Source organism: Arcanobacterium sp. (ex Cirak et al. 2026), from assembly GCF_053585065.1.
Window position 1 is genome coordinate 93,179 of record NZ_JBQJCE010000005.1, and the last position, 19,795, is coordinate 112,973.

Annotated in this window: 19 protein-coding genes; 12 read left to right on the top strand and 7 right to left on the bottom strand. The window is 53.6% G+C overall.

Going from position 1 to position 19,795, the window contains the following annotated elements; all coding sequences use genetic code 11:
- The 9 genes from ACTOVJ_RS04145 (at window position 1) to ACTOVJ_RS04185 (ending at window position 7,016) form a co-directional block, all read left to right on the top strand.
- Complete coding sequence (locus ACTOVJ_RS04145) at window positions 1-402, top strand: hypothetical protein (RefSeq protein WP_449503832.1); 402 nt, start codon at window positions 1-3, stop codon at window positions 400-402.
- A complete protein-coding gene (locus ACTOVJ_RS04150; RefSeq protein ID WP_449503833.1) occupies window positions 399-821 on the top strand; it encodes an HK97 gp10 family phage protein in 423 nt (140 codons plus the stop codon). The genes ACTOVJ_RS04145 and ACTOVJ_RS04150 overlap by 4 nt, the downstream gene beginning before the upstream one ends.
- A 9-nt stretch (window positions 822-830) precedes the next feature.
- Window positions 831-1,166, top strand: coding sequence for a hypothetical protein (locus ACTOVJ_RS04155; RefSeq protein WP_449503834.1), 336 nt, complete (start codon window positions 831-833; stop codon window positions 1,164-1,166).
- A gap of 125 nt (window positions 1,167-1,291) precedes the next feature.
- The gene (locus ACTOVJ_RS04160) at window positions 1,292-3,328 is read left to right on the top strand and encodes a phage tail protein (protein ID WP_449503835.1); all 2,037 of its coding nucleotides are present in this window, start codon (window positions 1,292-1,294) and stop codon (window positions 3,326-3,328) included.
- On the top strand, window positions 3,328-4,956 hold the full coding sequence (locus ACTOVJ_RS04165; protein ID WP_449503836.1) for a hypothetical protein: 1,629 nt from the start codon (window positions 3,328-3,330) through the stop codon (window positions 4,954-4,956). Before ACTOVJ_RS04160 ends, ACTOVJ_RS04165 begins: the two co-directional genes overlap by 1 nt.
- Window positions 4,937-5,350 (top strand): hypothetical protein, encoded by a 414-nt coding sequence (locus tag ACTOVJ_RS04170; protein WP_449503837.1) that lies wholly within the window; start codon window positions 4,937-4,939, stop codon window positions 5,348-5,350. The genes ACTOVJ_RS04165 and ACTOVJ_RS04170 overlap by 20 nt, the downstream gene beginning before the upstream one ends.
- Window positions 5,351-5,359: 9 nt before the next feature.
- Window positions 5,360-6,394: a peptidoglycan-binding domain-containing protein gene (locus tag ACTOVJ_RS04175; RefSeq protein ID WP_449503838.1), complete on the top strand. Its 1,035-nt coding sequence runs from the start codon at window positions 5,360-5,362 to the stop codon at window positions 6,392-6,394.
- A gap of 12 nt (window positions 6,395-6,406) precedes the next feature.
- On the top strand, window positions 6,407-6,697 hold the full coding sequence (locus ACTOVJ_RS04180) for a hypothetical protein (RefSeq protein WP_449503839.1): 291 nt from the start codon (window positions 6,407-6,409) through the stop codon (window positions 6,695-6,697).
- Window positions 6,690-7,016: a hypothetical protein gene (locus ACTOVJ_RS04185; RefSeq protein ID WP_449503840.1), complete on the top strand. Its 327-nt coding sequence runs from the start codon at window positions 6,690-6,692 to the stop codon at window positions 7,014-7,016. Before ACTOVJ_RS04180 ends, ACTOVJ_RS04185 begins: the two co-directional genes overlap by 8 nt.
- On the opposite strand, the gene ACTOVJ_RS04190 is transcribed toward ACTOVJ_RS04185, so the two are convergent.
- On the bottom strand, window positions 7,013-7,801 hold the full coding sequence (locus tag ACTOVJ_RS04190; RefSeq protein ID WP_449503841.1) for a tyrosine-type recombinase/integrase: 789 nt from the start codon (window positions 7,799-7,801) through the stop codon (window positions 7,013-7,015). The two genes, ACTOVJ_RS04185 and ACTOVJ_RS04190, sit on opposite strands and share 4 nt — an antisense overlap.
- A 191-nt stretch (window positions 7,802-7,992) precedes the next feature.
- Here ACTOVJ_RS04190 and ACTOVJ_RS04195 point away from each other — a divergent pair, with 191 nt between their 5' ends.
- The 3 genes from ACTOVJ_RS04195 to ACTOVJ_RS04205 are packed head-to-tail and all read left to right on the top strand — an operon-like array spanning window position 7,993 to window position 12,486.
- The gene (locus ACTOVJ_RS04195; RefSeq protein WP_449504440.1) at window positions 7,993-9,090 is read left to right on the top strand and encodes an SGNH/GDSL hydrolase family protein; all 1,098 of its coding nucleotides are present in this window, start codon (window positions 7,993-7,995) and stop codon (window positions 9,088-9,090) included.
- Window positions 9,091-9,112: 22 nt separating this feature from the next.
- Window positions 9,113-11,773, top strand: a complete 2,661-nt coding sequence (locus ACTOVJ_RS04200) for a DEAD/DEAH box helicase (RefSeq protein WP_449504441.1) — start codon at window positions 9,113-9,115, stop codon at window positions 11,771-11,773.
- On the top strand, window positions 11,770-12,486 hold the full coding sequence (locus ACTOVJ_RS04205) for a YggS family pyridoxal phosphate-dependent enzyme (RefSeq protein WP_449504442.1): 717 nt from the start codon (window positions 11,770-11,772) through the stop codon (window positions 12,484-12,486). The genes ACTOVJ_RS04200 and ACTOVJ_RS04205 overlap by 4 nt, the downstream gene beginning before the upstream one ends.
- A 66-nt stretch (window positions 12,487-12,552) precedes the next feature.
- On the opposite strand, the gene pflA is transcribed toward ACTOVJ_RS04205, so the two are convergent.
- The 6 genes from pflA to ACTOVJ_RS04235 all read right to left on the bottom strand — a co-directional run bounded on the left by pflA (window position 12,553) and on the right by ACTOVJ_RS04235 (window position 19,581).
- Window positions 12,553-13,449: a pyruvate formate-lyase-activating protein gene (pflA, locus tag ACTOVJ_RS04210; protein ID WP_449502496.1), complete on the bottom strand. Its 897-nt coding sequence runs from the start codon at window positions 13,447-13,449 to the stop codon at window positions 12,553-12,555.
- Window positions 13,450-13,507: 58 nt separating this feature from the next.
- Window positions 13,508-13,756 (bottom strand): autonomous glycyl radical cofactor GrcA2, encoded by a 249-nt coding sequence (grcA2, locus tag ACTOVJ_RS04215; protein WP_278012357.1) that lies wholly within the window; start codon window positions 13,754-13,756, stop codon window positions 13,508-13,510.
- A 5-nt stretch (window positions 13,757-13,761) separates the two neighbouring features.
- Window positions 13,762-15,855, bottom strand: coding sequence for a formate C-acetyltransferase (gene pflB, locus ACTOVJ_RS04220; protein ID WP_449504443.1), 2,094 nt, complete (start codon window positions 15,853-15,855; stop codon window positions 13,762-13,764).
- A gap of 267 nt (window positions 15,856-16,122) precedes the next feature.
- On the bottom strand, window positions 16,123-17,217 hold the full coding sequence (locus ACTOVJ_RS04225; protein WP_449504445.1) for a branched-chain amino acid aminotransferase: 1,095 nt from the start codon (window positions 17,215-17,217) through the stop codon (window positions 16,123-16,125).
- Between the two features lie 115 nt (window positions 17,218-17,332).
- Window positions 17,333-18,532, bottom strand: a complete 1,200-nt coding sequence (locus tag ACTOVJ_RS04230) for a hypothetical protein (protein WP_449504444.1) — start codon at window positions 18,530-18,532, stop codon at window positions 17,333-17,335.
- Window positions 18,533-18,849: 317 nt separating this feature from the next.
- A complete protein-coding gene (locus ACTOVJ_RS04235) occupies window positions 18,850-19,581 on the bottom strand; it encodes a class I SAM-dependent methyltransferase (RefSeq protein ID WP_449502499.1) in 732 nt (243 codons plus the stop codon).
- Window positions 19,582-19,795 lie beyond the last annotated feature (214 nt).

Genomic DNA, 19,795 nt, shown 5'->3' on the forward strand with positions numbered 1-19,795 from the left:
ATGGTAGCACGATTGAATGGCTACGCCCTTTCGCTGAAGCTCGACGGAACAGAATATATGGCCGAAATTTCGGAATGGAAGAAAACAGACTCGGAGAAGGACTCGGGAACCGTCACTTTCGATAACAAGGGCGGCGTGAACGAGACAATCTCGGTCACGATTATTCAGAGCCTCGACGCGTCCGCGTTAATGATGCAGGTATACAACAATCCAGGCAAAAGAGACGTTCCTTTTACCCTTGCACCAGCGGGAAACGAGGAAGCCACACAGAATCAGCCGCATATCACGGGCAAACTCAACTTTCCCAAGTTGCGCCCCGAAATGGGCCAAAAAGCAGGAGAAAAAGATGGCACGACCGAAATCTCGTTTGAAGTCATCGAATCTAGCCTTGTCACATCATGACCGATATTGAAGTACTCGCGGACGGGTATAAGCTACGCGCACGCGGACTAAAGGAGACCGCCCGCGCCCTCGAAAAAGCAGGAGCCGACACGTCAGACATGAAAACCCTCATGCATGACATTGGGGAAATCGTGGTCAAAGCGGCTATGCCACATGTACCGCGCGTATCAGGAAAACTCGCGTCAACGATACGCGCCGGGCGGGGCAAAACTAAGGCAGTTGTACGCGCGGGCGGTAAACGCGCCCCGTATGCCCCAATCGTTCACTACGGCTATCGTGGCGGACTATTCAAGAAAGGCCGGCCGCGCCGCGCCTTCCTCGCAGACGCTATCACGCGTGAGCAAAGCGCAATCGTTGACAAGCTCAGTGAAGGGCTTGGCGAAATCTTCGACCGAAACAACCTCGAAAATAATCTTTAAGGAGCACCAATGGAAAATGAAGAATTAACGGCCGCTCCGGCCGGGGCCGATTTCTACGAATCGCTCACAATGGCCGAAATCGCGATGATTGAATCCAAGTTCGGCATCGATCTCACCTCACCCGATAAGCATTCTACCGGCGAAGTTATGGCGGCGATTACTGCTATCGCGGCAATGCGGCTCGGTGTTGAGTTCACTCGCTCTCAGGCTGAGCAACTCACCACGACCGAATCGAATCAGCTCATGGATGCCGCTATCGAGAAAGCTCCACAGCGCGATCCAGAAATTCTTACGCTCGTGAATCAGGCATTGGGAAAAGGCGCGGCCGCCGACTCGCAAGAGTGAAAGAACTCGGCCAATTCATGGCCGTCTTGTCTTGGCGCCCAATCGATTATTGGCGGATGTCGGTATATGAGCGTGAAGAAATTATTGAGCAGATCAACCAAATGGCAAAGAAGTAGTGATACCCCGTGGCACAACATCAAGTGAATGTTTCGGTGCTTGCGGATACCCGCAAGTTCAAGCGAGCTATGCGCGATTTGGGCGACACCTCGGGCCTATCTAAGCTCGGCGCGGGAATGCGCAAGCTCGGATCGCTGGCCGCGTCGGCCGCAAAGTACGGCGCGGCCGCTATCGGAGGCATTGCGGTTGCATCGATCAAGGCGGCATCAGACCTGGAGCAGTCCGTCGGTACGGTCAATGATATTTTCAAAGAGAACGCAAAGGTCATTCATGGATTCGCGGCGAAGGCCGCAACCGATGTAGGACTGTCGAAGAACTCATACAATGAGTTGGCTAATGTGATTGGTGCTCAGCTCAAAAACGGCGGCACTTCGATGAAGGCCCTCGCTGGCGAAACAAACAAATTGATCGCACTCGGCGCCGATCTGTCGGCCGGTTTTGGTGGCTCGACCACTCAGGCAGTCGAAGCGCTTTCGAGTGCCCTCAAGGGCGAACGCGACCCGATTGAGCGATACGGTGTTTCGCTCAAGCAAGCCTCAATCGACGCTAAGGCGGCGGAACTTGGATTCAAGAAGGTAGGCGGCTCGCTATCCTCAGAAGCGAATCAGGCCGCGACCCTCGCGCTTATCATGGAGCAAACGGCTGATATGCACGGGAAGTTTGGCCGTGAGACTGACACGCTTCAGCATAAGCAGCAAGTACTCAAGGCGAAGTTGGAAAACGCGGCCGCAACACTTGGCGGAATCCTTATCCCCGCTGTCTCGTCCCTCGTTGGTTGGCTCTCAGACAATGTGGCGCCCGCACTCGAAATCGTCCAAGGATTTATTGTTCAAAAGGTGGTGCCCGCCGCACAGAAACTGGCCGGATTTATCAAGCAAAGCGTTATCCCGGTGCTCGTTTCGCTCGGCACTTTCATTCGAGATCATATCGCGACCATTGGCCTAATCGCGGCCGCCGTGGGTGGCGCGATGATCGGATATCGGGCATATCAGACCGCCCTAGCGGCCGTGAGAGTCGCACAGACCGGCGCCGCTGTCGCTCAAAAGATACTGAATGCCGAAATCCGCGTTAGCCCCGTCGGTATCTTGATTACGGTGATTGGCGCGCTCGTCGCCGCTATCACTTACCTTTGGACGACCAACGAAGGCTTCAGGAGCGCCGTAATCAACGCATGGAACGCGATAGTTGGGGCGATTCAATCCGCCGGTGCATGGATTAAGGGTGTGTGGACTTCCGTCTCGTCCGTTGGCAAAGCGATTTGGAACGGAATCCGGGCCGCGATCTCAAGCGCAGTATCGGCTATCGCGAGTACCGTTCGAGCCTATCTGAGTGCCGTTTCTAGCGTTTGGCGTGGCGCTTGGAATGGCATCAAGGCCGTGGCCGGCGCGGTATGGGGAGCGATTAAATCGGTTGTTCTGTCCGGCCTATCGGTTATACGTTCTGTTGTTTCGTCCGTCCGTGGAGTTATATCTGGCGGGTTCTCGGCCGCATGGAATCTTGCCAAGAGTGTTGTTACCCGCGCTTGGCAGGGCATCAGGAATGGAGTCTCGAACGGAATTTCGAGCCTTGCTGGTCTTATCCGCTCGCTACCGGGAAAGATTCTTGGCTGGCTCGGTAATATCGGCGGCACCCTCCTAGGGGCTGGCCGCAAGGTCATTGATGGATTCATTTCAGGTATCAAGGGCGCTTTCGGCAAGGTGAAATCTGCCCTCGGCACGCTGACGTCTTGGCTCCCTGATTGGAAAGGCCCAGCAAGCTACGACGCGGTGCTACTCAAGGAGAATGGCCGTCTCGTTATCCAGGGATTTGTTAAAGGGCTTGAGTCCCAATACGGGAATGTCCGCCGATCACTCGCAGGACTAACCGGTGACCTTCCGGGCCTGATTGGCTCCCCTGAATTGAGCCTCGGAGGAACCGGACTTGCTACGGCCGGTGGCTCTCCGATCATTATCAATGTTCAAGCGTTGAATCCGACTGCCGAAACTGGCCGTGTGATCGCAAGGGCATTGGCCGAATACTCGGGCACCTCAGGTAGGCGGCTGTAATGCAAACTTTTCTCAAGCGTGAGGACTTCACGACCGAATCGGAGGGTATGCAGTTCGCGGACGGTGGGGAATTTACTTTCTCCTATTCTTCACCTACCCGGGCAACTGCCGTGCTCGATCCAGTCGAATCCGCCGTCATCAAATCCGTTTCAGTGGAGCTAACGGCGGCTGCCGCGTCAGCGACCGGCTCCGAATACGTGAAGATTCAAAACACGGTGAAGCGTTTCGCTTACCGTGAGCGGTTGCAGGGACAGCGCGTCCAAGTCTCAATTGACCCACAATCGCCTATCACGATCGATATCAAATCGGCTACTTCGGGGTGGACATCCGACCGGTGCGCCGCGAAAGTCATTCTCGATTACGCGGCCCGTGAGGGAACCGCCCGCCTCGAACTACTCGCCTATACCCCGCTCGATACGCTCAATTCTGCTGTGCTTGGAAAGGCGATTATCGGAGCTTTCCGGCTCCCGAAGCCCGAAACCTATTCGACTCATTTCCGAATCGGTGAATCACGTATTAGCGGCGGTGTCCTGCGACCGGCAGGCGCTACTCATGTATGGAAGTCAATCCTTGGCCCGGCGACCGTTGTTGAGATCAACCGTGGCATTCAGTACAACGGATTCGCCGGGCGGGCGGAAATTGGAACGCTCGTTGCGAATTTCTTTAATGCGCTCGATCCTCGATCGGCGAACCTTTGGCCGGGAATGCCGATTGTTGCTTTCGATACTGGATCGCGGCGACGTCTTTTCACAGGCCGACTCGCTCGCACCCTCTCGAACCCGGCGAAGGACGGCACATATACGGTGCAAATCGAAGCGCGGGATATCCTCGCGGATATCGCGGCAGTCACGAAATATCAAGAAACTTCGCCTAAACCGCGTGGCTGGCAGAATCTCCTCGCTAATCTCACTGACGGGTTCACATGGAACCACACACGCAATAGCGACGTTGTGCCACCTCAAATCGGCTCGATAGTCAAGCAGTCAACACTCGTTGACTACATTGACATGATTTGTGCCACTGTGGGCGTCACGTGGTGGGCAGGACTACATGGCGAAATTCGCTCGATTGACACACCGAATACCACCCCAATTGCGGCAGTCTCAATGGGTGAAGGCGCACCTTCGACTCTCCCGAAAATATCGCCCGTTGAGGTTGACGCCGCCGCCGATTCAGAGAACGTGATCGCGACGCTCACGGCGGTGAATAATTCGGCCGGGATCAATGAGCAATCAGAGTGGCAGGGAACGACCAGCACTATCTCAGTGACCAACACTACCTTGGCGGCTACCTATGGTTCTCGCTCGGTTCAGATCGAGACCGCCGCCGCCGACATTGCCGTTCTTCAGGAATTTATCCACGGATTTTTGGCTGCATACCAGCCTCAGCAGGTGATGAAAACCGCAAAATTCCGCCCCGTCGATGAACGGGCACGGGCATACGACTACGCGGCGCTCGAAACGCTAGCCACACTCGAAATACTCGATCCCGTATTTGTCAGGTATAGAGGATCGAGCGCCACCGCTCACATCACCTCGATTCGCCACTCAATCACGCCCGAATCGTGGGAGACAACCTATGAATTTACTCAATGGAAAGGATTAGAAAATGATAGACAGGTGGGCTGACGGCGAGCTAGCAACCGCCTCAAAATTCAACACTATTAACGACCAGATCAAATCCGATGCGGTAGCCGAATCGCGATCAAAAGTCGCTAGCGGACGCATATTAATCGGCGGTACTGAATACGCCGAAACTGGCAAGGTGAAAATCTTAGCCACTTCCTACACTCTCACGAATTACCAAGGTGTAGGCGCGGCGTCAGTCAATCTAAATGCCCCGTACTATCCGCCGTCCGGCTATGGCTTTCTCTACCAGCTCCACACCGCAACCGGATTTTGGACTATCGGCCAATCCGGCGCCGGTGAATCCAACTCGACGATTCAGATTCGACTAATGCGCATTGGCTCGACGAACACGGAAGATATCACCCTCGTGTGGCGTCTGGTCAAGACCAGCTAAGGAGAAGAAATGGGCAAAGAGTATTTTCCGCAAGCAATCCGAGACCTCGTGACCGGGCGGCTCCCCTACCGGATTCGACCAAGGGGAATGAGTATTCACACCGCCGTTTCCGGCTCTAATGATATATACGGGCCTAACCCGGGGCCGGGCGGCACCTATGCGCACTTTTACAATCCGATGGGGCCAGTACCATTGCGTCAAGCGTGCGAAATCAACCGTCAAGCCGCCGCCGACCTCAAAGGAAATCCTTTCTTGGTATCGGTTGAGAACTCGGACGGATACCCAAATCGGGCGCCGGGCTATTGGAAGAACGGCTCGGATATCCCACCTTTCGACGCCTATCAGATTGAAAAGCTCGCACAATTATTTGCCTACCTTGTCGCTAAATGGGGTATCCCTAACCGGATCGCCACGCCGGATCGCCCGCTCGACGGGCTGACGTGGCACCGTATGGGGATCGTCGGAAACTTTGGAAAGTTTGACCCGAAAAACAGGCTCACGTGGTCAGCCGCTCAGAGCGGTTGGCGGTTCTCGAACGCCCGGGGTAAGACGTGCCCCGGCGACCGTCGAATAATGCAAATCCCGGCAATTTTCAACCGCGCTCAGCAGATTCTCGCTACTGACTATCACCACCCACGGGCGATCGATCACCCGGTAGAAAAGCCGGGCGCTCATGAGGCACCCAAGCCCCCGACCGCGCCCCGCATTGCACCCCGCAAAGTCCCATACTATACGCGCGCTATCGACGGTGTGCGAGGTGCCTATCAAAAAACAGCAGAGCATCTTTTCTTGTCCGACCGGGCACTCTACCGCTGGCCGAAAACTGGTCAAGAAACCGCCACGTGGGCGGGGTGGCAGAAATACCTTTCATGGGGAAAGTTCTACACCCGCGAGGTTGACGGCCAACCCGGATACTACACAATCGCCGGACTTCAGAAGTTTTTGACCGAAAAGGGCTACTACAACCGGGCAATAGACGGCGACTACGGCCCCTACACGATCAAAGCCCACCAAACACTACTAGCTAAATCTTTCAGACTTTAAGGAGAAACAAAAATGACATTCGACTCCGTTCTAGCGCTGGCCACGCCCGCGATGATTTACGCCCTCGTGAATCTCGGTAAAGACTTCGGAATCCGCGGCAAATGGTCAGCATTGCTGGCCGTCATTCTCGGCGTCGGCCTACAGCTCACCCAATACTATATTGATGATCCACTCGTTTACGAGATCGCGGCTGGCCTCACGCTCGGATTGACCGCCGCAGGTGTCCACGACGTCACGAAGAAACCGACACCGGAAATCGCTGCCGACTACTCAGAACTTCCAGACGGGACGCTCCATGTTTAACGCAGTCGTGACCACTCTCTCGAACCTTGGCGGGTTTGCAGGGATCGCCGCGCTCTTAGGCGTCGTCCTTCCACGGCTAAAGCAAATCGAGAAAGACTCGGAAATAGTCCGTATCCAGCTCACACCTAACCACGGCTCTAGCATGAAAGATCAGATAAGAAGGATTGAAAAATCTATCGATCAGATACAGGAAACTAGCGCCGATTGGCACGGCTCGCTTGGCCACCAGATAGGCGAAATCCGCCGCGATTTCCGCTCAGAGATCGACTCGCTACGCGCCGATATGCGCTCGATGAACGACAAACTATCGAAGGACTAGGCCGCTTCAGACGCTACCGCCCGCAACCGCTCAACCTCAACACCAACATACAATTGAGTGGTTGCGGGCGAAGCGTGCCCAAGAAGCTGTTGAACGCTCAAGAGGTCATGTGTCGCGCTCCACGTCCTTGTTGCGAATCGGTGCCGGAGAGTATGCATCCCAATACCATCGGGAAGGAGCCGGGATATGCGTTTACCTACCCAAGCGGCCGATATGTGCCCGTCGATCCTGCCCGGGAAGAACCAACCGCGCATTTCTTGAGATCGCAAGACCACAAGCCGCCCTAGAGCGGCATTCAGGGGCACGATTCTTTCTTTTCCGCCCTTGCCATGCACTAATAGCGAAATTCCGTTCAAATCCTCGACAACATCGCGGGAATGAAGCAGGGCAACCTCGCCGCGCCTCAATCCAGCTTCAGCTCCAAGTCGAAGCATAAGGACTAAATCCTCGTCAGCGTCTTTAAGCGCTCGACGGTAGGCAATATCAGGAGTCGGCCGAGGCTTCGGAGGCGTTGCAGGTACTTTCGCAAGGAGCGCAGCCGGATTATCGGAGCGTTGCCCAGTGGCTTGAAGCCAAGAATAGAAGCCCCTCAGTGTTGCCCGAAGTGATCGCCGGTAAGAGTTACCGAAGTCAGGATTAGCAAGGAATTGCTCAAGGTCAGCAAGCGAAAGAGTGTGCAGAGCGCCTAATTCACGCTGTAGGCGTTTCAAGTGAAATTCGCGTAGTTGAACCGTTGCCCGGCGTTGCCCAGCCGCTTTAAGATGCGTCAAATATGATTCAATCATTCCCGAAGTTTAGGCCGCTCGGAGTACGCTATCTACTTTAGAATTAATAGAAAGAATCTGAACACGCTTTCTGTTGGTCATGACTGAATCAGAGGGTTCTGGGTTCAAGTCCCAGGCGGTGTACAAAAAGAAAATGGCCAACCGAGAGGTTGGCCATTTTCCTATCCGCTCCCCGATTTTCAGGACTCCTCATGAAGAAGATCGCTGCAACTATCACCATTTCCCTCCTTGTCATTGCTCTCGTCTCTGCCGGCTGGTGGCTCGTGTCGAATCAAGGAATCAATCATGGGCCTTCCTCCCAGACTCGCGATCCGATCAATATTGTTCTCTTAGGAGATTCCTACGCTTCAGGAAATGGAGCAGGTGACTACTCAGATGAGAACTGCTGGCGTTCACCACACAACTACGGCACGCTGGTTGCACACGCACTCCACGCGAAATTCACTGATGCATCATGTTCTTCAGCCAAAATGGCTAATGTGACGTCCCACAAACAAAAGTTCCGCAATTTTTCTCATGCAACAGCCACTTATCGCATTTCAGAGACAAAGGATCCGTGGACGCACTGGCTGAAAATCGCCAAATCTCACGGTATCTGTGACAGCAAACAAGCCAATATCACCGTCGATATCACGCTGAGCGCCCAGTCGCGAAAAGGCGACGAGTACACCGCAACCGCCTGGTGCTCGGCAACCAATCAACCGCAACGTAATGCGGTTACCGATCACACCGACGTCGTTCTCATCTCTATTGGCGGCAATGACGCCGGGTTCGCACAAATCGCTGGAGCATGCCTCACGGCTCGATCAGCTCGCCTGTGTGACGCTGCTCTAGCCCGAGCACAGGATTACGTTTCACATTCATTGCACGATGCTCTGACAAAAGTTCTCACATCTATTTCAGACAGAGCCTCCGGCAAAGCCGATATCTTCATCGTTGGTTATCCGACACTGTTAGCGGACACTCACTACGCAATCGGTGGGAAGCTCTCGCCACGAGTCGACGTCGGACAGCGACTGACACAGCTCCAAGACTGCGCAGATGAAACCGCAAAACGAGCAGCTTCCGAGGCGGGAGCAAACGTCCACTTTGTTTCTACCCGTCATGCGCTCGGTGAGCACTCCTTCGATCCGGAATCCTCGAAAAATTCCTGGATCATTGCCCCATTTGATACGTGGAACATTCGCGAATATTTCCACCCGAATCGCGCAGGCTGGAAAGCAATCGCCGACGTCGTTGAAGACGCGGTGCGTTCAGAGCTTAGTTCCCGCGAGCGCAACGCCGCGTAAACTGTCTGGTGAAAGGAGAGCAATGAACGATTCGCTCAACCGTGCCCTCGATATGCTCGAAGATGCTCACGGTCTCACTCCCCCACCCGATGCTATCGCCGAGGCTTTTGAAGACTGGGTCGTCTCTACTGGCAAGGAGATGTATCCCCACCAGACTGAAGCTTTATTCGATATCGTTTCAGGTGATCATGTCATCGTGGCGACGCCCACGGGCTCAGGTAAGTCGATGATCGCAATGCAAGCGTTGTTTGCGGCGCTTGCCACCGGCCGCACTGCCTACTACACAGCTCCTTTAAAGGCTCTCGTTTCTGAGAAATTTTTCGAGTTAATCACCTTGTTTGGTGCGCATAATGTCGGGATGGTCACTGGCGATTCTTCGATTAACGCCGGGGCACCGATTGTCTGTGCAACTGCAGAGATTCTCGCCAATATTGCATTGCGTGACGGCGATAGCGCAGACGCCGACGTCGTCGTCATGGATGAATTCCACTTCTACGGCGATCCTCAACGCGGATGGGCATGGCAAGTGCCATTACTCGAAATTCACCATGCGCAATACGTCCTTCTCTCAGCAACTCTCGGCGATACGAGCGCGCTCGAAGCAGATCTTGAGCGACGTTCTGGCCGTCCCGTCTCGGTTGTCGCCGGTGCTCAGCGCCCAGTTCCGCTTCATTACACATGGTCGACTGAACCCATCAGCGAAGTCATCAAAGAACTCGTCGATACACATATGGCACCTGTTTATGTGGTTCATTTCTCGCAACGGGAAGCTGTTGCACAGGCGATGACATTGCAATCCGTTTCGGTTATTTCCAAAGATGCCAAGGAAAAAATTGCATCAGCACTGGGGGCATACAAATTCAGCCCCGGCTTCGGCAAGACACTATCAAAGCTCTTGCGCGCCGGCATTGGAGTCCATCACGCTGGTCTACTGCCACGTTATCGCCGTCTCGTCGAACGTCTTGCCCAAGCTGGCCTGTTGTCCGTGATTTGCGGAACGGACACCCTCGGTGTCGGGATTAATGTTCCGATTCGCACCGTGTTAATCACCTCGTTAGTGAAATTCGATGGTTCACAGATGCGCCAACTTCAAGCCCGTGAATTCCATCAGATCGCAGGACGAGCAGGGCGCGCTGGTTTCGATACGATGGGCTTCGTCGTCGTGCAAGCTCCAGAGCACGAAATCGAGAATGCCCGCCGTCTACGTAAAGCCGGCGACGACCCGATCAAAATCAAACGCGTCCAGAAAGTCAAAGCTCCTGAGGGGCTGTCGTGGTCACAGAAAACGTTCGAACGCATTATTGAAGCGGCGCCGGAGAAACTCTCCTCGCAGATGCGTGTCAATCACGCGATGATCCTTAATCTTCTCCAACGTCCTCATCCTGTGGAAGCAATTTGGGCTCTGCTCACCGATAATCATCAACCGCCGACTCCGCGCAATCTCCTGTTGCGTCAGGCGCTGTCGATTCTTGCGTCACTTGAGCAGGCAGGGGTTATCCGCCATGACGATCGAAATTGGCGCCGAACACATCCTGGTCTCAATCCCTTGCGCTTTACCCGCGACGTCCCCGATGACTTCGCATTGAACTCTCCTCTCGCCCCGTTTGCCCTTGCTGCCCTCGATTTACTTGATAAAAAAAGCGACACGTATGCGCTTGACGTCGTTTCTGTCATTGAATCTGTTCAAGAAGATCCTCGCCCGTTGTTGTATGCACAGCAGAAGGCGGCGAAGGGTGAACTCATTGGCAAACTTAAGGCTGAAGGGCTCGATTACAACGAACGAATGGCGCTAGCAGACGAAGTCACCTGGCCGAAGCCACTGGCATCGTTACTCACCCCTGCGCTAGAGATCTATGCACAAACTAATCCTTGGGTACTCGGACACAACCTCAGCCCGAAGTCAGTAGTCAGAGCGATGGTCGAGGAAGCGATGACTTTTTCTGAACTCGTATCAAGATACGATCTCGCGCGCTCTGAGGGAGTGATTTTGCGCTATCTCACTGATACATATCGAGCGATGCGCCAGACATTGCCTAACGAGGCACGTACGGAAGAAGTCGATGAGATTATCGATTGGCTTGGACGGCTGGTACGTTCCATCGACTCCTCACTTCTGGACGAGTGGGAAGCCCTTGCAGATGGGACGATCACACCAGGTGAACTGACGCTTCTTTCGGATGACAATGCAACTGATGGTGAGGAATCTGCTTTCGGCGCCGACGCCGACGGCAATATTGCGCTGAGTAAGAATCGGTTTGCTTTGCGCAAAGCTGTCCGCAAGGCAATGTTTTCTCGAGTGGAGGCGATCGACCGCGAAGATTGGGATGAACTGGGTCGACTGGATGGGCGACACGGTTGGGATGCAGACCACTGGGCCGATTGTTTTGATCCATACTGGGACGACTACGAATATGTTGGAACCGATACTGTGGCTCGTGGTGATGCATTTTTCTCGGTTCTTGAAGATCCTTCATATGCTGATCTTCTCACTGCTGGCATGGATGAAAGTAACGCGTCAGAGCTTTTGGAGACACATGCTCCTGGACGCCTATGGCTGGTGACTCAGACGATCGATGATGGTGATGGCGACAGCGATTGGGCGCTGTGGGCGTACGTTGACCTCGATGAATGTGATGACACTGGCACACTTGTGATCCACATGATCAAAGTAGGTACGCGATGAGTATCGCGTCGAAAATCGCGCAGGTGCGCCACCGTATTGGTGAAGCTGAACAGTTATTTGGACGGCAACCGGGCGACGTCGTCCTTCAACTGGCTGCGAAACATCAGCCTCTCAGTGCTGTCTTCGAGGCACTTGAGGCAGGCGTGTCCGATTTGGGGCAGAATTTTGTTTCTCAGCTCGTCGATACAGAGATTGGGCTTGCCGCATGTGGCGCTCCAGTTCATTCGACAACTGTTATCGGACATGTTCAATCAAACAAGCTCGCCCGCGCAATGGACTATGCGTCACGAATTGACACTGTCGATTCGCTTCACATGGCAACGCGAATTGCACGCCGACAACGCACTCGCATTGATAATGGCCTTGCTAGTGGGCCTTTTTCTGTGCTAATTCAGGTCAATTCTGCTTCCGCTTCATCCCAGTATGGCGTCCACCCTGACCACGCACGTATGCTCGCAGAACAGATTGCCGATCTGGGTCTTCTCCGTCTGGAGGGGCTGATGACAATTGGAGCTCACACTGAAAATGAAGGCGATATTCGACGGTCCTTTGCACTCACCCGTGGTCTCTTAGAATCGATGACAGCAGATGGAACTGTACAAGGTCATGTACTGTCGATGGGGATGACTCACGATCTTGAGCTCGCAATTGCTGAGGGATCGACACTGGTGCGCGTTGGCACCGCGGTTTTTGGCTCGCGCCCATCGACATAATGTTTAACAGAGCGTTGCTGGTAGCCAGGAGAAGCTGACTACCAGCAACGCTGGTAAAAGTATGTGTTAGTAGACTGTCTTGCCGTATTTACGGAAGACGTCGCGCACCGCTTCTGTTGTTGCTTTCGACGGCGGTTCGACATCGCGAAGCTGGTATTCAAGGCCGAGATTCGCCCACTTGTCCTTCGCCATCTGATGGAATGGCAAAACTTCGATGCGCGATACCGTGGAGAACGATGATGCCAGCTTGGCAACATTTTCGATGTTTTCGGGATCATCAGTCAAGCCAGGGATCAGAACGAACCGAACCCAAATTTCTACTCCCGCAGCTTCGAGGCGTCGAGCAAAGTCGATAGTCGGCTGCAGAGAACGACCGGTCACACGCTGGTAAGTCTCCTCATCACCTGACTTGATATCAAGGAGAACCATATCAACATTCTCCATCATCTCATCAGTGAGGTTGCGCCCCAAAAAACCAGAGGTATCAAGCGCAACGTGCACGCCCCACTCTTTGAGGGGCTTCAACACACGTTTGAGGAAAGCTGGTTGCATCAGAACCTCTCCACCGGAGAAAGTGATGCCTCCGTTGGATGCTTTAAAAACGGGCACATAGCGCTTGATTCGATCAAGAAGATCTGTCGCACGGATAGCTGTACCGTCCTTCATTTTGAAGGTATCGGGGTTGTGGCAATACAGACAACGTAACGGACACCCAGCCATAAACACCGTCATACGAGTTCCTGGCCCATCCATTGCAGTGACTAATTCCCACGAGTGGAGAGAACCGATCTCTCCGGCACGAACGGCAGCGAGATGTTCTTCGTGGGTCATCTCACCAGCCGACTCGATACCAGCGGTACCAGCGCCCGATAAGCGTGGCACCTCATATTCGAGAGGATCGGGACGATACTCCCCGGTTGATCCTTCCGAGCCGAAATAAACTCGAGCATCAAATTCGGTCATATTGTCCCGATCCTTTCGAATTGTATGAGCTAGCTAAATGCTAATTCCTTTCCAGGAATCACATGCCCTGGTGGAATGTGCGGGAAAGCACGTCGAGCTGCTGCTCGCGGGTGAGCTTCACGAAGTTCACGGCGTAGCCTGACACGCGAACAGTCAGTTGCGGGTACTTCTCCGGGTTCTCCATGGCATCCTCGAGGGTCTCACGGTTGAGAACGTTGATGTTCGCATGGTAAAGACCCTGAACTCCACCGTTATCGACGCGTGCAGCCTTCATCTCTTCGAGGCGCTCTGCATAGGTCTTGGTCATAATTATCAATCCTTCTTAATGAAGCCAGCATCCATGATGCCAACAAGGTTGGTGACTTGTTCGTCCAGCGTGCGTCCAAGTGAAGACGGCACGATGGTGTTTGTCAGGGAGATGCCATCGAGGGCGTCCTGATAGTTGAGCTTACCCACCGAAAGCATCGAGGAGAGCATTCCGTGAGTATCCATGCCATTCTCCGGGTTCGCACCCGGGGCGAACGGCGTTCCCGCACGGTGTCCCGACGGGAAGTTTCCGGTGTTCTTTCCGTACACCACATTGGAGGTGATGGTCAGAACAGACTGGGTCGGAAGGGCATTGCGGTAGAGCTTGATCGCGCGGATCTTCTGCATCACCGTGTGAACGACAGTTGCGGCGATGTCATCGGCACGATCGTCGTCGTTGCCGTAGAGCGGGAAATCGCCCTCGGTCTTGTAGTCAACCACGAGTCCGGTCTCATCGCGGATCGGGGTCACCTTTGCGTACTTGATTGCGGACAGCGAGTCAGCCACGATGGACAGTCCTGCAATGCCACAGCCCATCGTGCGCAGGATCTTCGAATCATGAAGAGCCATCTCCAGCGACTCGTATGCATAACGATCATGCGAGTAGTGGATGATATTCAGAGCCTCGACATAGGTTCCAACAACCCAATCGAGCATCTTTTCGTACTTGTCCCACACCTCGTCAAAGTCGAGTGAGCCATCGCCCTCGATGGGCTCGAAGCCGCCCACGATCTGCTTGCCCGAAATCTCGTCACGGCCACCGTTAATAGCGTAGAGAAGAGCCTTTGCCGCGTTCACACGCGCACCGAAGAGCTGCATCTGCTTACCAACGCGCATCGGAGAAACGCAGCACGCGATAGCGGCGTCGTCACCCCACTGAGCGGTGATCTGGTCATCGGACTCGTACTGCACAGACGAAGTCTCAATCGACACCTTTGCACAGAAGTCCTTGTAACCTTGCGGAAGCTGCTTCGACCAGAAGATCGTGATGTTCGGTTCTGGAGCTGGGCCGAGGTTCACGAGAGTCTGGAGGAGTCGGAAAGAGGTCTTGGTCACAAGGGTACGGCCGTCCTCGCCAGTACCGCCATCGGACCAAGTCGCCCAGTACGGATCGCCCGAGAAAATCTGATCGTAAGCCTCGGTACGCAAGAAGCGCACGATACGGAGCTTGACAACAAGAGCCTCGATGATCTCTTGAGCCTCTGACTCCGTGAGAATGCCACGAGCAAAATCACGCTCAAAGTAGGAATCGAAGAAGCTGGAGAGTCGACCGAAAGACATTGCAGCGCCGTCCTGCGACTTCACAGAGCCGAGGTAAGCGAAGTAGGTCCACTGGACTGCTTCCTTCGCATTGGTTGCCGGGCCAGAGATGTCGAAACCGTAATCGGCAGCCATCTTCTTGAGCTTCTTGAGAGCCTTGATCTGTTCCGAGATTTCCTCGCGATCACGTGCCCAGTGCTCACTGAATGGCTCGTCAGCGTTAAGATCCTTGTCCTTGAGCTTCTCGTTGATGAGGTAGTCAACACCGTAGAGAGCCACGCGACGGTAGTCACCGATGATGCGGCCACGGCCGTATGCGTCAGGAAGACCAGTAATGATGTGTGAGGAACGGGCTGCACGGATATTCGGAGTGTAGATATCGAATACGCCGTCGTTGTGCGTCTTGCGGTACTTGGTGAAGATCTTCTCGACCTCTGGATCTGCTTCCTTACCAGCTTCAGCAAGAGCGGTCTTGACCATGCGCCAGCCACCATTTGGCATCATCACGCGCTTGAGCGGCGTATCAGACTGGAGGCCAACAATGACGTCGTCATCATCAGAAATGTAGCCCGGCTTAAAAGCATCAATGTCAGCAGGAGTCTCAGTGTCCACGTCGAAAACGCGGCGCTTGCGCTCTACCGACAGGTAGTTCTTCTCGAGGTGATCCCACAGACGCAGGGTCTTCTCAGTCGAAGGCGCGAGGAACGACGCATCACCTTCGTAGGGGGTGTAGTTCTTCTGGATGAAGTCACGGACATCAACCGCTTCCTGCCAATGTCCGGCCTGGAAGCCATCCCACGCCTCGGCAAACTTGGCATCGGCTTCAACAGTTGCACTCATGAGTTTTCTCCTTTGGACTCGATGTGCTTTGTTTTCACTTCCATTCTCACGACAATTTTTGGTTTAGTCCAGAAAAAACGATGTAAGCCACGATACTTTTTGGCTCTAGAGAAAACTTGGGCATGTTCCGGATCACACGATGTGGACTCAAGTCCCATTTACTGCCGCAAGATGTCGATTCCGTGATGAAGAAAACATTGATATATCAAAGAAATGGCCGGGACATGCAGAAATAGCGTGCCCCAGCCACAATTGGGATTTTCGTCCCTAGCAAATTCTGTAACACCAGCCGAAGCGATCCTCTACTCGCCCCATCTGGATGCCCACAAGTTCATCGTAAACTGACTGAACGACGTCTCCTCCTTCAAGATAAACGTCGAAGTCATCAGATGTCAGCCGCCCAATAGGTGTCACAACAGCCGCAGTTCCACACGCAAACATCTCACTAATGTTGCCTGAGCGGATCCCCTCGAGAACAGAATCAAGAGAGATAGTTTCTTCAACTGCCTGGACTCCGCGAGCACGCAAGAGTTGCAGAATCGACGACCGCGTCGCTCCTGGAAGGATATTTCCCGAGAGTGACGGCGTAGCAACGTGTCCATCAGCATAGACAACGAAGACATTCATACCTCCGAGCTCATCGAGATTGGTGTTCGTCGCCGCATCAAGGAAGAGCACTTCATCAAACCCTGCGTCGTGACTAGCCAAATTCGGAAGAAGGGACGCCGCATAGTTGCCACCGGTCTTGACATTGCCCATGCCTCCAGGGCCAGCTCGGTGGTACGTACGATCAACCCACACATCGATTGGCTTCAGCCCTCCTGAGAAGTAGGCTCCCACCGGTGAAGCAACAACCATATATTCGTATTTTTTTGCTGCCCGAACTCCCAAGAATGCTTCCGACGCGAATATAAAAGGACGCAGATATAACGAAGTCCCCATCTGTGAGGGCACCCAGCGCTCGTTGGCACGCACGACCGATACAATCGACGCCATAAAATCATCAATTGGCAATTCGGGGATTGCCAGTCGTCGAGCGGACATATTCAGACGCGCTGCATTATATGTTGGTCTGAATGTCCACACGGAACCATCTTCATGCCGAAAAGCTTTCAGACCTTCAAAAATTTCTTGTCCGTAGTGGAGTACTGAGCCTGCAGGATCCAGCGAAATTGGCCCATAGGGAACGACCGACCTGCTCCCCCACCCATTCGGTGTCCACGTAATACGAGCCATATAATCGGCAAAGGAGTTGCCAAAGCCTGGCTTTTCCCTCGCAGCTTGCACAACGGAGTCCGCTGCCTGCATTCCTTTGATGAACGTGAAACGGTTGAGAAGTGAATCCGCGTCCCGAATTGGCATTGCTGAGATCTGCTCGAGCTCTTCTTGCACTGTATTCTCCAAATCGCCAGTGTAAAACTTCTCTTCACAGGTTAGTCCAGTTTTCCCGACGGCAGGTGAGCTACGCATGGCAGAACTATGGGCGCCACCGATATAAGGCAATTCCAGCACCAGCACCCGTTATGACAACGAGAGCTGCAGCACCGACGAGAAGTGGAGTTGCCGCGGTGTCAAGCCCATGACGCGCTGAATCTGAATTGTCAAAGACGAGAATTGCTGGCTGCGGGCGCAGGATATCAGGAGTCGACGTTCGTGGCGGAATCGGTTGTCCCGGCCGGCTTTCGAGCACAGAATCGGAGCTGACCGACGGCCCGTATATTGGCAATTTGGGGACAATACGTGATTTTGACGGTGCGCTCTCGCTCAGTCCATGTTCAACAGACAGTTGAAAAAGATCTATCGTCGTTTCTTCTGCCTCGTCGACATTCTCGTGTGTTGACTCAGCATATTTATCATCGGTATTTGACTCTGACACCAGCACACGATCGGCAACAAGCGGCGCACTGTCGCCCGCAGTGTTTGCGGGAGAAGTTGCATCTATTGTCTGTGGCGGATCAGCCGCTTCCTGTCGATCAGGTTCTACAGAAACGGCAGGTTTCTTGTGCTGAGGTTCCTCAGGAACCACCGGCGTCACCGACTGCGTCTGTTCAGTTTTCGGTTCAGCTTGAGCCGGCGACGGTGACTCAGTGTTCACGGTTTCTGCGGGTGTCAGCGCCAACCACGGCGTCGTGGTTGGCAACGGTAAGGACGGTACCGGTGAAGGTTCTTGTGTTGCCGTCGGAAAAACACTCGGTTTTCCCGACGTCGGGCTAACGACTGGGGTTCCAGGAACAAGATCCTTCCACGGTACATACCCTGGAGCCGACGATGCCCTAACTGACCCCGACGATTCAGCCAATCCAGAAACCATGGGAACGGACGTCGTTGGTGTGGCCATAGGCGAGTTTTCGGAGGTTACAGACGAAACCTTCAATGGGGATGTCACCGTAAACGACGTCAGCGCGCTCGTCCACCAACCTTTTAGCAATACACCGTAAGATCCTGGAAATAATCGGCCACACTCAATCACGGAGGGGGTGACCCCATGCATCAAACGTTCAGATTGAGAGAGTAACGTCTGCCAGCCGGTCTTCGCTGGCACTTTACGTGCGAGATCCGTATCTGTGGGAGCCACACCATACATTGGTAACACTCGAGCAGTTGCAATAGCACCAGGAAGAGAAAAGAGGGCGCACGAAATCATCGTTGCGGCAATAAACGCAGACTGCTTACGCACATACGCCTCCCTTCAAAATGACGAAGATCAGCAATCTTCTGAGCACTATTTCGTCATAATAATCAGTTACATGTCGACACATTGCTCTGGTGCAATTGGGCCACGATCATAGCGCCATAAGTGCTGCGATTAACACGCTTCCAACAAACAACGAAATGATAGCGAATGCTGCAATTAACCGAACAGCTAGCGGGTACCTCCGCGGCTGTGATTCAGGTGAGACAGTGTTGTGCTCTTGCTCCACGGCACCACATTACAACAAAATGTAGGGAATGTTCTACAGCATTCAAAACTGTAACGGTCGATATATTCCCTGTTCACAGCCGCGTGGCATCCCATAAAATGGAAATGTAAGGAAGTTCAATACGGTGAGTGTCTCCATACCCCATCTCTTCAAGATATGAATCAAGATTGCGCCGCATATGCCTGCGGTACTCATCTGAGGACTTCAGCCATGAAGCCCTGGTTGTTCCAAGTTCACGTAGCTGCTGAGGAGACAAAAGCTGACACCATGAATCAATTGTGAGCATCGGATGTGAAAACCTTCGACCAAGCTGGGGCGGTTTCGTTAAGCGTTGGATATCTCCAGATCGCATGATACGTGTCAGTCGCTTAACCCACGCAAAACTGACATCCAGTTGATTAAATACCGTGGCAAAACGTCCACCCCGCTTTAAGATTCTGAAGCTTTCGTTTAGTGCAGCCTGTTTATTCATCCAATGCCAAGACTGACTAAAAACCACACAATCGATGGAATGAGACAAAATACCAGTGGATTCAGCCTTCGCTTGTTGAACAGTTAGCATCGGATGATCCCCAGTCATTGACCGAAGTTGTTTCACCATATCCACAGAGGGATCGACGGCGGTCACATAAAAACCACGTTCGAGTAATGCCAACGTGAGCTTTCCAGTACCTGCTCCCATGTCAACAATATGGGAATCACGCGGAAAATCGCGAACGAGAGTGTCAACAATAAAATCTGTGTAACCGGGCCTAACATCCGCATATAGGCGTCCATCTATGGAGTTCAACTCATACGGGTTCAACTCTGCGCTCCGATATTTTTGTTTTGGGTGTGGGTGTGGCCCCCGTGTTCCCCCCCCCTTTTGTGGTCTTCTTTTCTTTTTCTGTGTTTGTTAACAAGAAAAGAAGAGAGGGGGTGGGGGGGTGTGGGGGCCAGTGACTGTGAATATGGGTTGACGGCGGTGTCCTACTCTCCCACACCCTCACGAGTGCAGTACCATCGGCGCTGGTAGGCTT

Coding starts and splice junctions, on each gene's coding strand:
- ACTOVJ_RS04185 (WP_449503840.1), top strand. CDS start 6,690: ATGTTTAACGCAGTCGTGACCACTCTCTCGAACCTTGGCGGGTTTGCA.
- ACTOVJ_RS04225 (WP_449504445.1), bottom strand. CDS start 17,217: ATGCCAATTCGGGACGCGGATTCACTTCTCAACCGTTTCACGTTCATC.
- ACTOVJ_RS04165 (WP_449503836.1), top strand. CDS start 3,328: ATGCAAACTTTTCTCAAGCGTGAGGACTTCACGACCGAATCGGAGGGT.
- ACTOVJ_RS04150 (WP_449503833.1), top strand. CDS start 399: ATGACCGATATTGAAGTACTCGCGGACGGGTATAAGCTACGCGCACGC.
- ACTOVJ_RS04195 (WP_449504440.1), top strand. CDS start 7,993: ATGAAGAAGATCGCTGCAACTATCACCATTTCCCTCCTTGTCATTGCT.
- ACTOVJ_RS04180 (WP_449503839.1), top strand. CDS start 6,407: ATGACATTCGACTCCGTTCTAGCGCTGGCCACGCCCGCGATGATTTAC.
- ACTOVJ_RS04145 (WP_449503832.1), top strand. CDS start 1: ATGGTAGCACGATTGAATGGCTACGCCCTTTCGCTGAAGCTCGACGGA.
- ACTOVJ_RS04190 (WP_449503841.1), bottom strand. CDS start 7,801: ATGATTGAATCATATTTGACGCATCTTAAAGCGGCTGGGCAACGCCGG.
- ACTOVJ_RS04175 (WP_449503838.1), top strand. CDS start 5,360: ATGGGCAAAGAGTATTTTCCGCAAGCAATCCGAGACCTCGTGACCGGG.
- grcA2 (WP_278012357.1), bottom strand. CDS start 13,756: ATGACCAAGACCTATGCAGAGCGCCTCGAAGAGATGAAGGCTGCACGC.
- ACTOVJ_RS04155 (WP_449503834.1), top strand. CDS start 831: ATGGAAAATGAAGAATTAACGGCCGCTCCGGCCGGGGCCGATTTCTAC.
- pflA (WP_449502496.1), bottom strand. CDS start 13,449: ATGACCGAATTTGATGCTCGAGTTTATTTCGGCTCGGAAGGATCAACC.
- ACTOVJ_RS04205 (WP_449504442.1), top strand. CDS start 11,770: ATGAGTATCGCGTCGAAAATCGCGCAGGTGCGCCACCGTATTGGTGAA.
- pflB (WP_449504443.1), bottom strand. CDS start 15,855: ATGAGTGCAACTGTTGAAGCCGATGCCAAGTTTGCCGAGGCGTGGGAT.
- ACTOVJ_RS04170 (WP_449503837.1), top strand. CDS start 4,937: ATGATAGACAGGTGGGCTGACGGCGAGCTAGCAACCGCCTCAAAATTC.
- ACTOVJ_RS04200 (WP_449504441.1), top strand. CDS start 9,113: ATGAACGATTCGCTCAACCGTGCCCTCGATATGCTCGAAGATGCTCAC.